This is a genomic window from Citrobacter sp. RHBSTW-00599 (assembly GCF_013784065.1).
Taxonomy (GTDB): Bacteria; Pseudomonadota; Gammaproteobacteria; order Enterobacterales; family Enterobacteriaceae; genus Citrobacter; species Citrobacter braakii.
This window is the reverse complement of record NZ_CP056717.1, coordinates 1,288,408-1,306,043: the sequence shown is the minus strand read 5'-3', so window position 1 is coordinate 1,306,043 and position 17,636 is coordinate 1,288,408. Positions and strand designations below refer to the sequence as shown.

Here is a 17,636-nt window from a genome sequence, read left to right as displayed (position 1 = left end):
CGTCTTGATTCTTTAGGTTATATCAGCCAAATAAAACTTGCCATACGACCCGTGGTATTGTCGCGACGATAAGAGAAGAACGTCTCACTTTCGCTGAAGGTGCAACGGTCGCCACCGTAGATGTTCTCTACTCCGATATTTGCCAGACGCTGACGCGCAAGCTGGTAAATATTCGCCAGATATTTATCACCATGCGGTACAAATGCGAGGTCCGCTTGCGGATCTTTCGCCATGAACGCTGCGCGAACTTCTGCTCCCACTTCAAACGCGTTCGGGCCAATCGCCGGGCCTAGCCAGGCAATAATGTTTTCAGGTTTGTCGGCAAAACACGCCACCGTCTCTTCCAGCACGCCGGCGCATAATCCGCGCCAACCCGCATGTGCCGCCGCGACTTCCGTTCCTGCGCGATTGCAAAACAGCACCGGCAGACAGTCGGCCGTCATCACTGCACACACGGTGCCCGGCGTGTTGCTGTAAGAAGCATCCGCACGTTTGGAGGCGTAAGGCTCGCCGGTCAGTTTCAGGACATCCTTACCGTGGACCTGCTCCAGCCAGACTGGCTTTGACGGCAGATTGCCCGCAGCAAACAGCCGCTTGCGGTTCTCTTCAACATGCTCCGGGTTGTCGCCGCAATGGGCGCCCAGATTCAGCGAATCATAAGGCGGCATGCTAACACCGCCAATACGGGTAGAACTACACGCCACAACACCTTGCGGTATCGGCCACTGCGGGACAATTAGCTTACTCATAGCCAGGCAATATCATCCTTATGTTCTTCGAAATCAGCGCGCATCACTTCAATCAATTGCACCATATCTTGTGGAATCGGTGCGTGCCATTCCATTTCGATACCTGAAATTGGGTGATATAAACGCAGCATAGTCGCGTGAAGCGCCTGACGATCGAACTTACGCAGAACGGAGATAAATTCGTCAGAAGCGCCTTTCGGTGGACGCGGACGACCGCCGTAGACCTGATCGCCCACCAGCGGATGGGTGATATGCGCCATGTGCACGCGGATCTGGTGCGTACGTCCGGTTTCCAGACGCAGCCGCAGACGCGTGTGCACACGGAAGTGTTCCATAATGCGATAGTGCGTCACCGCCGGTTTCCCCATCGGGTGTACCGCCATGTGCGTACGCTTGGTCGGGTGGCGGCTAATCGGTTCCTCAACGGTTCCGCCTGCCGTCATATGACCAATCGCCACGGCTTCGTACTCACGGGTAATTTCACGCAGCTGCAGCGACTCCACCAGACGCGTTTGCGCCGGAACGGTTTTTGCCACCACCATTAATCCGGTCGTGTCTTTATCCAGACGGTGCACGATACCAGCACGTGGAACATCCGCGATTGGCGGGTAGTAATGCAGTAATGCATTCAATACCGTGCCATCAGGATTACCGGCCCCCGGATGCACTACGAGGTCACGGGGTTTGTTGATGACAAGAATATCGTCATCTTCATAAACGATATCCAGTGGGATATCCTGAGGTTCAAAACGAACCTCTTCATCAATTTCTGCAGTGATGGAGACGCGCTCTCCACCCAACACTTTTTCTTTCGGTTTATCGCAAAGATTGCCATTTACCAGTACGCGCTGGTCAAGGATCCATTCTTTTATGCGCGATCGCGAATAATCAGGGAACAATTCGGCCAAAGCCTGATCTAAGCGTTGACCGAGCTGATTTTCGGAGACTGTTGCGGTGAGTTCTACTCGTTGTGCCATAAACTGCTTCTTCGTTTAACGTTGGGTTTTACGGCTTTGCCGTTTAATATAGTGTGCTATTGTAGCTGGTCTTAACCGGGAGCAGGAACAGAGAATCTCCCGTAAAACATTTTGAGGAAAGTCAAAACGTCATGACGCGCATGAAATATCTGGTGGCAGCAGCCACGTTGAGCCTGTTTTTGGCGGGTTGCTCTGGTTCAAAGGAAGAGGTGCCCGATAATCCGCCAAATGAAATCTACGCGACTGCTCAGCAAAAGCTGCAGGACGGTAACTGGAAACAGGCAATAACGCAATTAGAAGCGTTGGATAACCGTTATCCATTTGGACCGTATTCTCAGCAGGTGCAATTAGATCTCATCTACGCCTACTACAAAAACGCCGATCTGCCACTTGCTCAGGCTGCCATCGATCGTTTTATTCGTCTTAACCCGACACACCCTAACATTGATTATGTCATGTATATGCGTGGCCTGACCAATATGGCGTTGGATGATAGCGCACTGCAAGGATTCTTTGGTGTTGATCGCAGCGATCGCGATCCGCAACATGCCCGAGCTGCGTTTAATGACTTTTCCAAACTGGTACGTGGCTATCCGAACAGCCAGTACACCACTGACGCCACCAAACGTCTGGTATTCCTGAAAGACCGTCTGGCGAAGTATGAATATTCCGTTGTGGAATACTACACTGCCCGCGGTGCATGGGTTGCCGTGGTAAACCGTGTAGAAGGCATGCTGCGCGACTTCCCGGATACTCAGGCAACACGCAATGCCCTGCCGTTGATGGAAAATGCTTATCGCCAGATGCAGATGAATGCGCAGGCAGAAAAAGTAGCGAAAATCATTGCCGCCAACAGCAGCAATACCTGATTTATCTCAGAATGCAAACGGCAGCCCAAAGGCTGCCGTTTTTTTATCCGTAAACGCCACAACTGAAGCGGTTTAGCTGCAACGCATCTCATCAAATATGGCCTGCTTTCAGGTATTCCTCAAGTAAAAAATCGCTTGTTCCTGCGGTGCCTCACAAAAAGGTTTTCTTGACAAAAAGCGACAAAAAAATGTGATTAACATCACACATTTTGACATTAGGAACGGTATGCTGGAATCACCAAGACGGGAAAGACAAGAGGTAAAATTTATGACAATGAACATTACCAGTAAACAAATGGAAATTACTCCGGCAATTCGCCAGCATGTCGCAGACCGTCTCGCCAAACTCGAAAAATGGCAAACTCATCTGATTAATCCACATATCATTCTGTCTAAGGAGCCGCAGGGTTTCATTGCTGATGCCACCATCAATACACCGAACGGACATCTGGTCGCCAGCGCAAAACACGAGGATATGTACACCGCAATTAACGATTTGATCAACAAGCTGGAACGGCAGCTCAATAAAGTGCAGCACAAAGGCGAAGCCCGTCGTGCAACAACTTCAGTCAAAGACGCCAACTTCGTCGAAGCAGAAGAAGAGTAGTCCCTTACATTGAGTGTATCGCCAACGCGCCTCCGGGCGCGTTTTTTGTTGACAGGGTGAAAACAGTACGGGTACTTTACTGACGTAGCCAAAGGAAAATTACATGAAACTTGTCCCGTTCTTCTTCGCATTCTTTTTTACCTTCCCCTGAATGGGAGGCGTTTCGTCGTGTGATAAAGAATGCGAAGACGAACAATAAGGCCTCCCACAACGGGGGGCCTTTTTTATTGATAACAAGAAAGGCAACACTATGACATCGGAAAACCCATTGCTGGCGCTGCGCGATAAGATCAGCACGCTGGATGAAAAATTACTGGCCCTGCTGGCTGAGCGACGTGGACTGGCCGTAGAAGTTGGCAAAGCTAAGCTCCTTTCACATCGTCCAGTTCGTGATATCGACCGTGAGCGCGATCTGTTGGACCGACTGATTCAGCTTGGCAAAGCACATCATCTTGATGCTCACTACATCACTCGCCTGTTCCAGCTCATAATCGAAGACTCCGTCCTGACTCAGCAGGCACTGCTCCAGCAGCATCTGAACAAAATTAACCCGCACTCAGCACGCGTTGCTTTCCTTGGGCCAAAAGGGTCATATTCTCATCTTGCCGCACGTCAGTATGCTGCCCGCCATTTTGAACAATTTATAGAAAGCGGCTGCGCGAAATTTGCCGATATCTTTAATCAGGTCGAAACCGGACAAGCTGACTACGCAGTGGTTCCGATTGAAAACACCAGTTCCGGTGGGATTAACGACGTTTACGACCTGCTACAGCACACCAGCCTGTCTATCGTTGGCGAGATGACTATCACGATTGACCACTGCCTACTGGTGTCCGGCACGACAGATCTCGAGACCATTGAAACGGTATATAGCCATCCGCAGCCATTCCAGCAGTGCAGCAAATTCCTGAGTCGTTACCCGCACTGGAAGATTGAGTACACCGAAAGCACCTCGGCGGCAATGGAAAAAGTTGCGCAGGCTAACTCACCGCGCGTGGCGGCTCTGGGGAGCGAAGCCGGAGGCGTACTATACGGTTTGCAGGTTCTCGAGCATATCGAAGCTAATCAGACGCAAAACATCACCCGCTTCGTGGTACTGGCGCGCAAGGCAATCAATGTTTCCGATCAGGTGCCAGCAAAAACCACGTTGCTGATGGCGACAGGACAACAAGCCGGTGCGCTGGTAGAAGCCCTGCTGGTACTGCGCAACCATAATCTGATTATGACTAAACTGGAGTCACGCCCGATTCACGGCAATCCCTGGGAGGAAATGTTTTATCTTGATATCCAGGCCAACCTGGAATCACCCCAGATGCAAAAAGCATTGAAGGAGTTAGGTGAGATTACGCGCTCGATGAAAGTACTTGGCTGCTATCCAAGTGAGAATGTGGTGCCGGTCGATCCAAGCTAACGTTTGACAATGCCGGATGGCGCTACGCTTATCCGGCATTCTATTTAGCCGATCCTTGTATGACTGATACAACGCATCAGCGTTGCCATCAAGCATCGTATTTATTGGCGACTATCGTTAGCCTGGCGCAACAAAGTACGGCTTTCGTTCTGGAAGCGTTTCGCATAATCACCAAACCAGTGCTCCACCTTACGGAAGCTGTCGATGAACGCTTGCTTATCGCCCTGCTCCAGTAAACCGATCGCCTCACCAAAACGTTGGTAGTAGCGTTTGATCAGCGCAAGGTTACTCTCAGACGACATAATGATATCGGCATAGAGCTGCGGATCCTGGGCAAACAGACGTCCGACCATCGCCAGTTCAAGGCGATAAATTGGCGAAGAGAGTGCCAGTAACTGCTCCAGTTGAACATTCTCTTCCGCTAAATGCAGACCGTAAGCAAAGGTCGCAAAGTGACGCAATGCCTGAATAAATGCCATGTTCTGGTCGTGCTCAGCAGCACTGATCCGATGCAGTCGCGCACCCCACACCTGAATTTGTTCCAGAAACCACTGATAAGCTTCCGGCTGACGTCCGTCACACCAGACGACGACCTGCTTTGCCAGACTGCCGCTGTCCGGGCCAAACATGGGGTGTAATCCCACCACCGGGCCGTCGTGCGCCGCCAGCATCGCCTGCAAAGGACCATTTTTCACCGAAGCCAGATCCACCAGGATGCAGTCGGACGGCAGACGCGGTAATTTGGCGATCACCTGCTCAGTGACGTGGATCGGCACGCTGACGATCACCATGCCCGCATCAGAGACGATCTCCGGCGCACGATCCCAGTCCTGCTGTTCCAGGATCCGTACCTGATAACCTGACAGGGTGAGCATTTTTTCGAAAAGACGTCCCATCTGACCGCCGCCGCCGACAATCACCACCGGTCGCAGAGAAGGACAAAGCGTTTTAAATCCTTTGTCGTTCTCACTGGAGTAAGACTCGCGCATAACCCGGCGCAGCACATCTTCAATCAGGTCCGGCGGCACGCCAAGGGCTTCCGCTTCCGCCCGGCGGGAGGCCAGCATAGAGGCTTCCCGTTCCGGCACGTAGATAGGCAGCCCAAAGCGGCTTTTTACTTCACCGACTTCGGCCACCAGCTCCAGGCGACGTGCCAGTAAACCCAGCAGTGCCTTGTCGACTTCATCAATTTGATCGCGTAATACGGTCAATTCAGCAACCATAACCAACCTCTTATGCTACACGCGCCGACAGCTGGCCGTTTAAATCCTGGCTAATTTCACGCAGTAGCGCATCCGTCATTTCCCAGCTAATGCAGGCATCAGTTACAGACACGCCGTATTTCATTTCGCTACGCGGCTGTTCAGAAGACTGGTTGCCTTCGTGAATATTACTTTCAATCATCAAGCCAATGATCGAGCGATTGCCATCTTTGATTTGTGCAATCACGGATTCAGCCACGGCAGGCTGGCGGCGGTAATCTTTATTGGAGTTACCATGACTGCAATCTACCATCAGAGAAGGTCGTAGTCCCGCCTGCTCCATTTCTTTTTCGCACTGGGCGACATCCGCCGGGCTGTAGTTCGGCGCTTTACCACCGCGCAGGATCACGTGACCGTCCGGGTTACCCTGAGTTTGCAGCAGTGCAACCTGTCCAGCCTGGTTAATACCAACAAAGCGGTGCGACTGTGCCGCCGCGCGCATCGCGTTAATGGCGGTCGCCAGGCTACCGTCAGTACCGTTCTTAAAGCCGACCGGCATCGAAAGACCGGAAGCCATTTCGCGGTGAGTCTGCGATTCCGTGGTACGCGCACCGATTGCAGACCAGCTAAACAGATCGCCCAGGTATTGCGGGCTATTGGGATCCAGCGCTTCAGTTGCCAGCGGAAGTCCCATATTCACCAGTTCAAGCAGCAGCTGACGCGCAATTTTCAGGCCGGCTTCAACATCAAAAGAGCCATCCATATGAGGATCGTTAATTAACCCTTTCCAGCCGACGGTGGTACGGGGTTTTTCAAAATAGACGCGCATCACCAGGTAGAGGCTATCGCTGACCTCTGCAGCAAGGGCTTTAAACCGACGAGCGTACTCAATAGCCATTTCAGGATCGTGAATGGAACACGGGCCACATACCACCAGCAGGCGCGGATCGCGACCAGAGATAATATCTGAAATGGTTTTACGCGACTGGGAGATTTGCGCTTCTTGCGCCTGGCTCAGCGGGAATTCAGCTTTCAGCTGCTCCGGAGTCATCAGAACCTGTTCGTCGGTAATATGTACGTTGTTCAGCGCGTCTTTTTGCATGGTGGTGATCCTGTTTAGCTCGTTTGCGATAGTTGATCCTCAGCGAGGAGGAGATAACGATAACACAACAGGTAAAGATTTCAATCCACAAACCGTAAATTTTAATTTACAACATGCACTTTAATGACAGAATACGCCCTCCACTGCGTACATTAAAATTTACACCATCCGGTATTAAGATCCACTATGCTTAAAAAAACGAGGGAGTACAGGCAATGAAGCAACTCATCAGCACCCTATTTCTATTACTTCTTAGCGGATGTCAGATAGATCCTTATACCCACGCCCCCACATGGACGGGAACCGCCTGGTACGACGCCGGAATACAAGATGCCATTTCGGGGTATGCCGTTAAAGATAATGAAACTCTTGCCGACAACTACAATGACCCCGAAGTCGATCGTACGGAATATCTTAAGGGTTATGCCGAGGGACAACGTAAAATCTGCCAGCCGGATTTTGTTTACGCCAGAGGTTTGACCGGGAAAACCTTTCCCTCAAGTTGTGATACGGTCGAAAATATTGACCAGTTACACAGTGCCTGGAAAAAAGGAGCAAACGAAGGTGCCACCTCAATAAGATTAAATTAAACAATAGCTTATATTTTATAAATTACTAAGATTTAACTTAAATCACTAATAGCTTTCCACCTGGCATAATGACGGCTTAGGAAAATAATGTTATTTTGTCCTAAATAATCTTGAATGTATTTCGACGTTTTACGGCAAACGCTGGTAGGTAACTATTCATGAGCTATTCTTACCGACTCATACTTCTACTGGCACTGCTCCTGACCGGATTACCGCTGTACGCCCAAAGCGTTACGGAAGAAGCAAAATCTGTACGCGCTATGGTTTCCGGCATCGTCAGTTATACGCGCTGGCCTGCACTGTCCGGGCCCCCCAAACTGTGTATTTTCTCTTCATCGCGTTTTTCCAGTGTCCTGGGAGATACCAGTGCCGGAGCATTACCCTATCTTCCCGTCATCATTCGTACGGAACAAGAAATATTAGTTTCGCAGTGTGACGGTTTTTATTTTGGAAAAGAATCCCCTACTTATCAGGTGGAATTAAAGAATAAATATCCGTCTAAGGCATTGCTATTAATTGCCGAACAGAACCCCGAATGCGTTATTGGCAGCGCCTTTTGCCTCATAATTAAAGATGAAGATGTGAGATTTTCCGTAAATATGGATTCCCTTTCACGAAGTGGCGTAAGGGTCAGTCCGGACGTATTAATGCTTGCACGGAATCAGAAGCATGGATAAGGGCCATTCTCCCATAACACGCCCGACGTTTAAGCGGACATTACGGCGTATCAGCATAATCAGCGTTCTGGTAACTATGACGCTGATCTGGCTGCTGCTCAGCATTTCTTCGGTGCTGGCATTGAGACAGTATGCGCAAAAGAACCTGGATCTGACCGCTGCAACCATGACCCGCACGCTTGAAGCAGCATTAGTTTTTTCTGATGGCGTCGCAGCAACTGAAACGCTGGCAGCACTGGGCCAGCAGGGGCAATTTTCCGTTGCAGAAGTTCGTAATAAAAACCAGAAGGTGATCGCCACCTGGCGCTATAACGCGCAGGATACCACTGAAAAAATCAGCGGACTTATCAGCCACTGGCTGTTCCCACAACCAGTCACTCAACCTATTTTGCATAATGGCAACGTCATCGGCGAAGTGCGATTGACTGCGCGCGATAGCGTTATCAGCCATTTCATCTATTTGTCGCTGGCCGTCCTTACCGGGTGCATTCTGTTGGCCTCTGGCATTGCATTAATGCTCACTCGTTATTTACATAATGGCGTCGTGGAAGCCCTGCAAAATATAACCGAGGTGGTACATGATGTTCGTACCAACCGTAACTTTTCACGGCGCGTTTCAGAAGAGCGCATTGAAGAGTTTCACCTTTTTGCCCAGGATTTTAATAGTCTGCTGGACGAGATGGAGGAGTGGCAACTTAAACTGCAGGCAAAGAACGCCCAGCTTTTGCGTACGGCGCTACACGATCCGCTGACCGGCCTGGCGAATCGCGCCGCATTTCGCAGCAGCATTAACGCCCTGATGAATGACCATGCCGCCCACAGCAGCTCCGCACTGTTATTCCTTGATGGTGATAATTTTAAATTTATTAATGATACCTGGGGCCACGCAGCGGGGGATCGGGTCCTGATTGAAGTTGCAAACAGGCTGTCCGAGTTTGGTGGTAATCGACATCACCCCTACAGACTTGGCGGCGATGAGTTCGCTATGGTGCTGTACAGCGTTCACTCTGAATACGAAGTTCAGCGGATCTGCGCGGCACTGTCACACGAGTTTAACCGACCTTTTGACCTGCATAACGGTCATCAGGCAAGCATGACACTCAGCATTGGTTTTGCGCTGACGTGGGAACATGCCTCTGCCGAGAAATTACAAGAACTTGCCGATAAAAATATGTATCAGGCCAAAAATTTGCGTTCTGAACGCATTATTAAAAAATAAGGACTTACACATGCTAAAACGTCTATCATCCCCGTTTCTTCTGCTTTTACTGATTTTGGCAGGCTGTCAGGCACCTCAGGGAAAATTTACCCCGGAGCAAATTGCAGCCATGAAATCGTACGGATTTACCGAAGCTTCCGGAGACTGGTCTCTTGGTCTGTCTGACAACATTCTGTTTGACAAAAATGACTATAAGCTCCGCCCTGAAAGTGAAAAGCAGATCCAGGAAATGGCATCCAAACTGGCAGCTACCGGGTTAAACCATGCGCGTATGGATGGTCATACCGATAACTACGGCGAAGACAGCTACAACGAAGCGCTGTCGCTCAAACGCGCGAATGTGGTCGCCGATGCGTGGGCACAGGGCGCCAACATTCCCCGCACTAATCTGACAACGCAGGGACTCGGGAAGAAATACCCGATCGCCAGTAATCAGACGTCAAAAGGTCGTGCTGAAAACCGCCGGGTTGCAGTCGTGATCGCTACGCCGTAAAAGTCCTCAACTGGCTGCGCGCCGCGCAGCCATCCAATTGCAATAAAACAAAAGAGTAAGGTCGGAATAAAAAAAGGGCCAGCCTTTCGGCCAGCCCTTTTCTAACAGGATGTCGCTTGCGCGAATCTTAGTTAAGACGCTCTTTGATACGAGCAGACTTACCAGTGCGCTCACGCAGGTAGTACAGTTTAGCTTTACGAACAGCACCACGACGTTTAACAGCAATGCTGTCAACTACCGGAGAGTGAGTCTGGAAGACACGCTCAACGCCTTCGCCGTTGGAAATTTTACGAACAGTGAATGCAGAGTGCAGACCGCGGTTACGAATAGCGATAACCACGCCCTCGAATGCCTGCAGACGTTTTTTGGAACCTTCAACAACCCATACTTTCACTTCCACGGTATCACCCGGACGGAAGGAAGGTACGTCCTGCTTCATCTGCTCTTGTTCAAGTTGCTTAATAATGTTGCTCATAATTTAATCTCTTATCCTGGGTAAACTGATATTTGGGGGTCTCAGACCAGCCCATCATGTTTATGCTGCTGTTGTGCGTGTTCCGTTTTGAACTCCGCCAGCAACCTTGCTTGCTCTTCAGTCAGAGCCAGGTTTTCCAGAAGTTCAGGTCTTCTAAGCCAGGTCCGGCCCAGCGACTGTTTTAAACGCCAGCGACGTATCTCAGCGTGGTTCCCCGACAGTAACACTGCCGGTACTTCCATCTGTTCTAACACTTCAGGTCGGGTATAGTGCGGACAATCCAGCAACCCATCAGCAAACGAATCTTCGATTGCCGAAGCTTCATGACCCAGAACTCCCGGAATAAACCGAGAAACGGAGTCGATCAGCGTCATTGCCGGTAACTCACCACCGCTGAGAACGTAATCGCCGATTGACCATTCTTCGTCAATTTCGGTTTGAATCACGCGCTCATCTATTCCTTCATAGCGACCACACACCAGAATCAGCTTTTGATTCGTGGCCAGTTCGCTAACGCCCGCTTGATCAAGCTTGCGTCCCTGAGGTGACAGATAAATCACCTTTGCGCCTTCACCAGCCGCAGCTTTTGCAGCATGAATGGCGTCCCGTAAAGGTTGCACCATCATTAACATCCCCGGTCCGCCGCCGTAAGGACGATCGTCCACGGTACGGTGCCGGTCATGAGTAAAGTCACGAGGACTCCAGCTCTGGATGTTCAGCAGGCCATTTTTTACTGCCCGGCCAGTTACCCCGTAATCGGTAATTGCGCGGAACATTTCTGGAAACAGGCTAACGATACCTATAAACACAAGCCAATCCCCATAACGCCGACTTTTACCGTTTATCCGGTGGTTTAAAAACCAGGATCCCAATCTACTTCGATAGTACGAGTAGCGAGATCGACTTTCTTGATAACCTGCCCATCGAGGAACGGTACAAGACGTTCCTTGATACCAAACGCATCTTTCAGGTTTGCCTTAATGACAATGACGTCATTCGAACCGGTTTCCATCATATCGACGACTTTACCGAGATCGTAACCTTCAGTGGTCACTACCTGGCAGCCCATAAGGTCTTTCCAGTAGTAGGAACCATCTTCCAGCGCTGGCAACTGCGAGGAATCCACGACAATTTCGCAATTAGTCAGTAGATTCGCCGAATCACGATCGTCAACGCCTTTCAGCTTGATGATCAGATCCTGATTGTGGTGCTTCCAGCTTTCCAGCTGTACTTGCTGCCACTGACCCGCCTTCTGGATAAACCAGGGCTGATAGTCAAAAATGCTTTCGGCGTCTTCAGTGGAAGAAAACACTCTGAGCCAACCACGGATACCGTAAGAAGACCCCATTTTCCCCAAAACGATGGGTTCCACAGGAGCCTGCGCGGCGAGTTGCTTGCTCATCATGACCACCGTGACAGATTAAGCTGCTTTGTTTGCTGCTTTGATCAGCGTAGCTACGCGATCAGAAATAGTCGCGCCCTGGCCAACCCAGTGAGCGATGCGATCCAGATCCAGGCGAGTGCCTTCTTCTTTTTCGCTAGCGATTGGGTTAAAGAAGCCAACGCGCTCGATGAAGCGACCGTTGCGTGCATTACGGCTGTCGGTAACAACAACCTGGTAGAACGGACGCTTTTTAGCGCCGTGACGAGCTAAACGAATAGTAACCATAACATCCTCTTGTGTGAATAAAACACCCAGGCCCCATCGAGGAACGGAGCCCGGGTGTCATATTAAAAGCCCGAAAATTTTACTGATTTCTGGGAAAAAAGCAATCAACATGTGATGAGGCTTTATACCAGGGCGTTACCATTGCAGCCAGTTTGGCGTCGGCGTGCGCGCAGAAAGCGGAACGTACATGCAGTACGTGAGCATTTCGAGCCCACCCCGACGTCAAAAAGGCAAATTAGGTAGCCCGATATATTTATCTACCAGGGAAGCCTGGCGGCATCATACCCTTCATGCCACGCATCATCTTCGCCATACCGCCTTTCTTCATTTTCTTCATCATGCGCTGCATGTCGTCGAACTGTTTCAGAAGGCGGTTTACGTCCTGTACCTGCATACCGCAGCCGGCAGCAATACGGCGTTTACGGGAACCTTTGATGATTTCCGGCTTAGCGCGTTCTTTCATCGTCATCGAGTTGATGATGGCTTCCATACGCACCAGCACTTTATCGTCCATCTGCGATTTCACGTTGTCTGGGATCTGCCCCATGCCCGGCAGCTTGCCCATCAGGCTTGCCATGCCGCCCATGTTTTTCATCTGGTTGAGCTGCTCAAGGAAATCGTTGAGATCGAAGCCGTCGCCTTTTTTCAGCTTGCTGGCTAATTTCTCTGCCTGCGCGCGGTCGACCTTGCTTTCGATATCTTCGATCAGCGACAGCACGTCACCCATGCCGAGAATACGCGAAGCAATACGATCCGGGTGGAACGGCTCCAGCGCTTCGGTTTTCTCGCCAACGCCGAGGAATTTAATCGGCTTGCCGGTGATATGACGAATAGAGAGCGCCGCACCACCACGAGCATCACCATCAACTTTGGTCAGCACGACACCGGTTAACGGCAGCGCTTCGTTGAAGGCTTTTGCGGTATTCGCGGCATCCTGACCGGTCATGGCATCGACCACAAACAGCGTTTCAACCGGCTTAATAGAAGCGTGGACCTGTTTGATTTCGTCCATCATCGCTTCATCAACGTGCAGGCGACCGGCGGTATCCACCAGCAGCACGTCGTAGAATTTGAGTTTGGCTTCTTTCAGCGCGGCGTTAACGATATCGACCGGCTTCTGGCCGACATCCGACGGGAAGAAGTCCACACCGACCTGCTCGGCCAGCGTTTCCAGCTGTTTTATCGCCGCCGGGCGATAAACGTCCGCGGAGACCACCAGCACTTTCTTCTTGTGCTTCTCACGCAGGAATTTCCCCAGCTTACCGACGCTGGTCGTTTTACCCGCCCCCTGCAGACCAGCCATCAGCACAACGGCTGGCGGCTGTGCAGCCAGATTCAGGGTCTGGTTTTCTTCGCCCATTGCCGCAACCAGTTCGTTACGGACAATCTTGACGAACTCCTGACCCGGCGTCAGGCTTTTGTTAACTTCATGACCAACCGCTTTCTCTTTTACGCGATTGATAAACTCACGCACTACCGGCAGCGCTACGTCAGCCTCCAGCAGCGCCATGCGCACTTCGCGCAGCGTCTCTTTAACGTTGTCTTCAGTAAGGCGTCCACGGCCACTGATATTGCGCAGCGTGCGCGACAAACGATCGGTTAAATTATCAAACATTGTCTCTCGCCTGGGGTGGAAACGGTCGGTCGCGACAGCGACACATCAACAGAAATTTGTCGCAGTATAACATGAAGCCGCCTTTGTTGTTATGCAACGGTTGGAGCAGCGGTCACGTAACGCTATACTGCTTTTCTTTATCACTGGCCAACTGTCGACACCTATATGCCCGTTTTTGCTCTGCTCGCCCTTGTCGCCTACTCAGTCAGCCTTGCGCTGATTATTCCCGCTCTGCTGCAAAAAAACAGCGGCTGGCGGCGTATGGCTATTCTCTCTGCGGTCGTCGCGCTGGTAAGTCATGCTATCGCCCTGGAAGCGCGAATTCTGCCCGGCGGTGAAAGCGGACAAAACCTGAGTCTGTTGAACGTCGGCTCACTGGTTAGCCTGATGATCTGTACGGTAATGACTATCGTCGCTTCCCGCAATCGTGGCTGGCTATTGCTGCCCATTGTCTACGCCTTTGCGCTAATCAACCTGGCCTTCGCCACGTTTATGCCGAACGAGTTCATCACCCATCTCGAAGCTACGCCGGGCATGATGATTCACATCGGGCTATCGCTATTCGCTTACGCCACGCTGATTATCGCCGCACTGTATGCGCTGCAACTGGCATGGATCGACTACCAGCTGAAAAACAAAAAACTGGCCTTCAGCAATGAGATGCCGCCGCTAATGAGTATTGAGCGGAAAATGTTTCATATCACCCAAATTGGCGTGGTTCTGCTGACGCTCACCCTGTGCACTGGCCTGTTTTACATGCATAACCTGTTCAGTACCGAGAACATTGATAAAGCCGTTCTCTCTATCGTGGCATGGTTTGTCTATATCGTTCTGTTGTGGGGGCATTACCATGAAGGCTGGCGCGGACGTCGCGTCGTATGGTTTAACGTCGCAGGCGCAGGCATTCTAACGCTGGCCTATTTCGGCAGTCGTATCCTGCAGCAGTTCGTGAGTTAAATCTTTAAGGAACCCTACGTGGAACACATCTCCACCACCACGCTCATTGTCACACTTCTCATCATGGTGGTCATTTCCGCCTATTTTTCCGGTTCTGAAACCGGAATGATGACCCTGAATCGCTATCGTCTACGTCATCGGGCCAAGCAGGGGAATCGTCAGGCAAAACGCGTTGAAAAGCTACTTCGTAAGCCGGACCGCCTGATAAGCCTGGTGCTCATCGGTAATAATCTGGTGAATATTCTGGCCTCCGCGCTCGGCACCATTGTCGGTATGCGCCTGTATGGCGATGCGGGTGTCGCTATTGCCACTGGGGTACTGACGTTTGTCGTGCTGGTTTTTGCCGAAGTACTGCCCAAGACTATTGCCGCGCTGTATCCAGAAAAAGTCGCCTATCCGAGCAGTGTACTGCTGGCTCCACTGCAGATTCTGATGATGCCGTTGGTGTGGCTACTCAACACCATCACGCGGCTACTTATGCGCATGATGGGCATCAAAACGGATATCGTGGTGAGCGGTTCGCTGAGTAAAGATGAACTGCGAACGCTGGTGAATGAATCGCGCTCGCAAATTTCACGCCGTAACCAGGATATGCTTCTGTCAGTGCTGGATCTGGAAAAAGTCAGCGTCGATGACATCATGATCCCGCGTAACGAAATCATCGGCATTGATATTAACGATGACTGGAAGTCAATCGTGCGTCAGCTTTCGCACTCTCCACACGGCCGTATTGTGCTGTACCGCGACTCGCTGGACGACGCCATCAGTATGCTGCGCGTACGTGAAGCCTGGCGATTGATGGCAGAGAAAAAAGAGTTCACCAAAGAGACCATGTTACGTGCCGCCGACGAAATTTATTACGTCCCGGAAGGTACACCTCTCAGCACCCAGCTCATTAAGTTTCAGCGAAACAAGAAGAAAGTGGGTCTGGTTGTTAATGAATATGGCGATATTCAGGGGCTGGTCACGGTCGAAGATATTCTGGAAGAGATTGTCGGCGACTTCACCACTTCAATGTCACCCACGCTTGCCGAAGAGGTAACGCCGCAGAATGATGGCTCGGTGATCATTGACGGCAGCGCCAACGTTCGTGAAATCAATAAGGCGTTTAACTGGCACCTGCCGGAAGATGACGCACGTACCGTGAATGGTATTATTCTTGAAGCGCTGGAAGAGATCCCGGTTGCCGGCACGCGTGTGCGCATTGGACAGTACGATATCGATATTCTCGACGTGCAGGACAATATGATTAAACAGGTGCAGGTATTGCCGGTCAAACCGCTACGGGAAAGCGTGTCGGACCAGTGAGAGTAATTCAGGCCGGGTAGCGCGTGAGCATTACCCGGCCTGAAGGCTGATTAGCCTTTGGCTTTCGCCACAGAGACCATCGCGGCGCGGATGGTACGTCCGTTCAGGGTATAGCCTTTTTGCATTACCATCAGCACATTACCGGCAGCAACGTCGTCGGACTCTACCATTGCAATTGCCTGGTGCACGTTCGGGTCCATCGGCACATCGATATCCGCAACCACCTGTACACCAAACTTCGCCACGACATCCAGCATTGACTTACGGGTCAGCTCAATACCTTCAACCATCGCCGCCATAGCGTCATTATCTTTGTCCGCCACTTCCAGCGCGCGGTCCAGGCTATCCAGCACCGGCAGCAGTTCGTTGACGAATTTTTCCAGCGCAAACTTATGCGCTTTTTCTACGTCCAGTTCGGTACGACGACGCAGGTTTTCCATTTCCGCTTTGATACGCAACACGCTGTCGCGCTCGCGAGTTTCGGCTTCAGCAAGCTGAGCTTCCAGATTCGCAATTTTTTCATCGCGCGGATCCACCTGCTCAGCAGAAGCGTCTGATTCAACCGCCTCAACTTCTTCGTGCTGATCCATGATAATTTCTTCCGGGGCTTGCCCCTCAGGCGTTTTCTGTTCTTTACTACTCATGAATTTCTCCGCGTTTTTTTCGCATTCATCTCGCTAACTTGGCTTATTATGGGGATCAGATTCAGGGATTCAAGGGAAGTACTCACATTGTCACTAATCTTCGTTACAAGGACCTCGAGAAAATGAACAAACATTTCAAGTGTATTGGCATTGTGGGGCATCCACGTCACCCCACTGCACTGACCACACATGAAATGCTCTACCGTTGGCTGTGCACCAAAGGTTATGAGGTTATCGTTGAGCAACAAATCGCCCACGAACTGCAGCTGAAAAATGTGAAAACCGGCACGCTCGCAGAAATTGGCCAACAGGCAGACCTCGCCGTGGTAGTCGGCGGCGACGGCAATATGCTGGGCGCCGCACGCACCCTGGCACGTTATGACATCAAGGTTATTGGCATTAACCGCGGCAACCTCGGTTTTTTGACCGACCTTGACCCAGACAATGCCCAGCAACAGTTAGCTGACGTGCTGGAAGGCCACTACATCAGCGAAAAGCGCTTTTTACTCGAAGCTCAGGTGTGTCAACAGGATTGCCAGAAGCGCATTAGCACTGCCATCAATGAAGTTGTGCTGCACCCCGGGAAAGTGGCGCACATGATTGAATTTGAAGTCTATATCGATGAAATTTTTGCCTTCTCCCAACGTTCAGATGGGCTGATTATCTCGACGCCGACCGGCTCTACCGCCTACTCGCTCTCTGCCGGAGGCCCAATTCTGACGCCTTCTCTGGATGCCATTACGCTGGTCCCCATGTTTCCGCATACGCTTTCCGCGCGGCCGCTGGTGATCAACAGTAGCAGCACCATTCGCCTGCGCTTTTCTCATCGCCGTAACGATCTGGAGATCAGCTGTGACAGCCAAATCGCCCTGCCTATACAGGAAGGTGAAGACGTATTGATTCGCCGCTGTGATTATCATCTGAACCTGATACATCCAAAAGATTACAGCTATTTCAACACATTAAGCACTAAGCTTGGTTGGTCAAAAAAATTATTCTAATTTAACGCGAACCTCTTTACTGTATAAAAAACCAGTTTATACTGTATGAAATCACAGTTATGGTTTTTCAT

The 17,636-nt window shown here is 51.0% G+C and carries 21 protein-coding genes and 1 other annotated feature; of the genes, 11 read left to right on the top strand and 10 right to left on the bottom strand.

The genetic code is table 11. From position 1 onward, the window contains the following. Window positions 1-17: 17 nt before the first annotated feature. Window positions 18-749: a purine nucleoside phosphorylase YfiH gene (gene yfiH / locus HV243_RS06190; protein ID WP_016154062.1), complete on the bottom strand. Its 732-nt coding sequence runs from the start codon at window positions 747-749 to the stop codon at window positions 18-20. Continuing rightward, window positions 746-1,726 carry a 23S rRNA pseudouridine(1911/1915/1917) synthase RluD gene (gene rluD / locus HV243_RS06185; RefSeq protein WP_016154063.1) on the bottom strand — a complete coding sequence of 327 codons (981 nt, stop codon included), beginning with the start codon at window positions 1,724-1,726 and terminating at the stop codon, window positions 746-748. Before rluD ends, yfiH begins: the two co-directional genes overlap by 4 nt. A gap of 131 nt (window positions 1,727-1,857) precedes the next feature. On the opposite strand from rluD, the gene bamD reads away from it, so the two are divergent. The 4 genes from bamD to pheA all read left to right on the top strand — a co-directional run bounded on the left by bamD (window position 1,858) and on the right by pheA (window position 4,613). Beyond that, on the top strand, window positions 1,858-2,595 hold the full coding sequence (bamD, locus tag HV243_RS06180) for an outer membrane protein assembly factor BamD (protein WP_016154064.1): 738 nt from the start codon (window positions 1,858-1,860) through the stop codon (window positions 2,593-2,595). A gap of 268 nt (window positions 2,596-2,863) precedes the next feature. Next, window positions 2,864-3,202 (top strand): ribosome-associated translation inhibitor RaiA, encoded by a 339-nt coding sequence (gene raiA / locus HV243_RS06175; RefSeq protein ID WP_003031244.1) that lies wholly within the window; start codon window positions 2,864-2,866, stop codon window positions 3,200-3,202. A gap of 102 nt (window positions 3,203-3,304) precedes the next feature. Next, window positions 3,305-3,430: a sequence feature (Phe leader region), on the top strand. Then, window positions 3,306-3,353 (top strand): pheA operon leader peptide PheL, encoded by a 48-nt coding sequence (gene pheL / locus HV243_RS06170; RefSeq protein WP_100250063.1) that lies wholly within the window; start codon window positions 3,306-3,308, stop codon window positions 3,351-3,353. It overlaps the preceding feature by 48 nt. Before the next feature lie 22 nt (window positions 3,431-3,452). Continuing rightward, window positions 3,453-4,613: a bifunctional chorismate mutase/prephenate dehydratase gene (pheA, locus tag HV243_RS06165; RefSeq protein WP_016154065.1), complete on the top strand. Its 1,161-nt coding sequence runs from the start codon at window positions 3,453-3,455 to the stop codon at window positions 4,611-4,613. Between the two features lie 101 nt (window positions 4,614-4,714). On the opposite strand, the gene tyrA is transcribed toward pheA, so the two are convergent. Both tyrA and aroF read right to left on the bottom strand, forming a co-directional pair. After that, on the bottom strand, window positions 4,715-5,836 hold the full coding sequence (gene tyrA / locus HV243_RS06160; protein ID WP_181603941.1) for a bifunctional chorismate mutase/prephenate dehydrogenase: 1,122 nt from the start codon (window positions 5,834-5,836) through the stop codon (window positions 4,715-4,717). Between the two features lie 10 nt (window positions 5,837-5,846). Continuing rightward, on the bottom strand, window positions 5,847-6,917 hold the full coding sequence (aroF, locus tag HV243_RS06155) for a 3-deoxy-7-phosphoheptulonate synthase AroF (RefSeq protein ID WP_016154067.1): 1,071 nt from the start codon (window positions 6,915-6,917) through the stop codon (window positions 5,847-5,849). Window positions 6,918-7,132: 215 nt separating this feature from the next. Between aroF and HV243_RS06150 the strand changes: the two genes are divergently transcribed. The 4 genes from HV243_RS06150 to HV243_RS06135 all read left to right on the top strand — a co-directional run bounded on the left by HV243_RS06150 (window position 7,133) and on the right by HV243_RS06135 (window position 9,896). Continuing rightward, window positions 7,133-7,507: a DUF2799 domain-containing protein gene (locus HV243_RS06150; RefSeq protein ID WP_053389387.1), complete on the top strand. Its 375-nt coding sequence runs from the start codon at window positions 7,133-7,135 to the stop codon at window positions 7,505-7,507. Window positions 7,508-7,665: 158 nt separating this feature from the next. Then, window positions 7,666-8,184 carry a YfiR family protein gene (locus tag HV243_RS06145; protein WP_016157185.1) on the top strand — a complete coding sequence of 173 codons (519 nt, stop codon included), beginning with the start codon at window positions 7,666-7,668 and terminating at the stop codon, window positions 8,182-8,184. Beyond that, window positions 8,177-9,403: a diguanylate cyclase DgcN gene (dgcN, locus tag HV243_RS06140; RefSeq protein ID WP_047414892.1), complete on the top strand. Its 1,227-nt coding sequence runs from the start codon at window positions 8,177-8,179 to the stop codon at window positions 9,401-9,403. The genes HV243_RS06145 and dgcN overlap by 8 nt, the downstream gene beginning before the upstream one ends. A 10-nt stretch (window positions 9,404-9,413) precedes the next feature. Continuing rightward, complete coding sequence (locus HV243_RS06135; protein WP_016154071.1) at window positions 9,414-9,896, top strand: OmpA family protein; 483 nt, start codon at window positions 9,414-9,416, stop codon at window positions 9,894-9,896. A 127-nt stretch (window positions 9,897-10,023) separates the two neighbouring features. Here HV243_RS06135 and rplS read toward each other — a convergent pair whose 3' ends face one another. From rplS to ffh, 5 genes are all read right to left on the bottom strand, one after another. Beyond that, on the bottom strand, window positions 10,024-10,371 hold the full coding sequence (gene rplS, locus HV243_RS06130) for a 50S ribosomal protein L19 (protein WP_002914145.1): 348 nt from the start codon (window positions 10,369-10,371) through the stop codon (window positions 10,024-10,026). Window positions 10,372-10,412: 41 nt separating this feature from the next. After that, window positions 10,413-11,180 carry a tRNA (guanosine(37)-N1)-methyltransferase TrmD gene (trmD, locus tag HV243_RS06125; protein WP_016157187.1) on the bottom strand — a complete coding sequence of 256 codons (768 nt, stop codon included), beginning with the start codon at window positions 11,178-11,180 and terminating at the stop codon, window positions 10,413-10,415. 44 nt (window positions 11,181-11,224) lie between these two features. Then, window positions 11,225-11,773 carry a ribosome maturation factor RimM gene (gene rimM / locus HV243_RS06120; RefSeq protein WP_003031230.1) on the bottom strand — a complete coding sequence of 183 codons (549 nt, stop codon included), beginning with the start codon at window positions 11,771-11,773 and terminating at the stop codon, window positions 11,225-11,227. Between the two features lie 18 nt (window positions 11,774-11,791). Then, a complete protein-coding gene (gene rpsP, locus HV243_RS06115; RefSeq protein WP_003031228.1) occupies window positions 11,792-12,040 on the bottom strand; it encodes a 30S ribosomal protein S16 in 249 nt (82 codons plus the stop codon). A gap of 253 nt (window positions 12,041-12,293) precedes the next feature. Beyond that, window positions 12,294-13,655 (bottom strand): signal recognition particle protein, encoded by a 1,362-nt coding sequence (gene ffh / locus HV243_RS06110; RefSeq protein ID WP_003031226.1) that lies wholly within the window; start codon window positions 13,653-13,655, stop codon window positions 12,294-12,296. A gap of 165 nt (window positions 13,656-13,820) precedes the next feature. On the opposite strand from ffh, the gene HV243_RS06105 reads away from it, so the two are divergent. Beyond that, complete coding sequence (locus tag HV243_RS06105; protein WP_003031224.1) at window positions 13,821-14,612, top strand: inner membrane protein YpjD; 792 nt, start codon at window positions 13,821-13,823, stop codon at window positions 14,610-14,612. An 18-nt stretch (window positions 14,613-14,630) separates the two neighbouring features. Next, a complete protein-coding gene (locus tag HV243_RS06100; protein ID WP_008324538.1) occupies window positions 14,631-15,920 on the top strand; it encodes an HlyC/CorC family transporter in 1,290 nt (429 codons plus the stop codon). 50 nt (window positions 15,921-15,970) lie between these two features. Here HV243_RS06100 and grpE read toward each other — a convergent pair whose 3' ends face one another. Beyond that, complete coding sequence (gene grpE / locus HV243_RS06095) at window positions 15,971-16,564, bottom strand: nucleotide exchange factor GrpE (protein ID WP_003031221.1); 594 nt, start codon at window positions 16,562-16,564, stop codon at window positions 15,971-15,973. 122 nt (window positions 16,565-16,686) lie between these two features. Between grpE and nadK the strand changes: the two genes are divergently transcribed. Next, on the top strand, window positions 16,687-17,565 hold the full coding sequence (gene nadK, locus HV243_RS06090) for an NAD(+) kinase (RefSeq protein ID WP_016154073.1): 879 nt from the start codon (window positions 16,687-16,689) through the stop codon (window positions 17,563-17,565). Window positions 17,566-17,636: the final 71 nt, after the last annotated feature.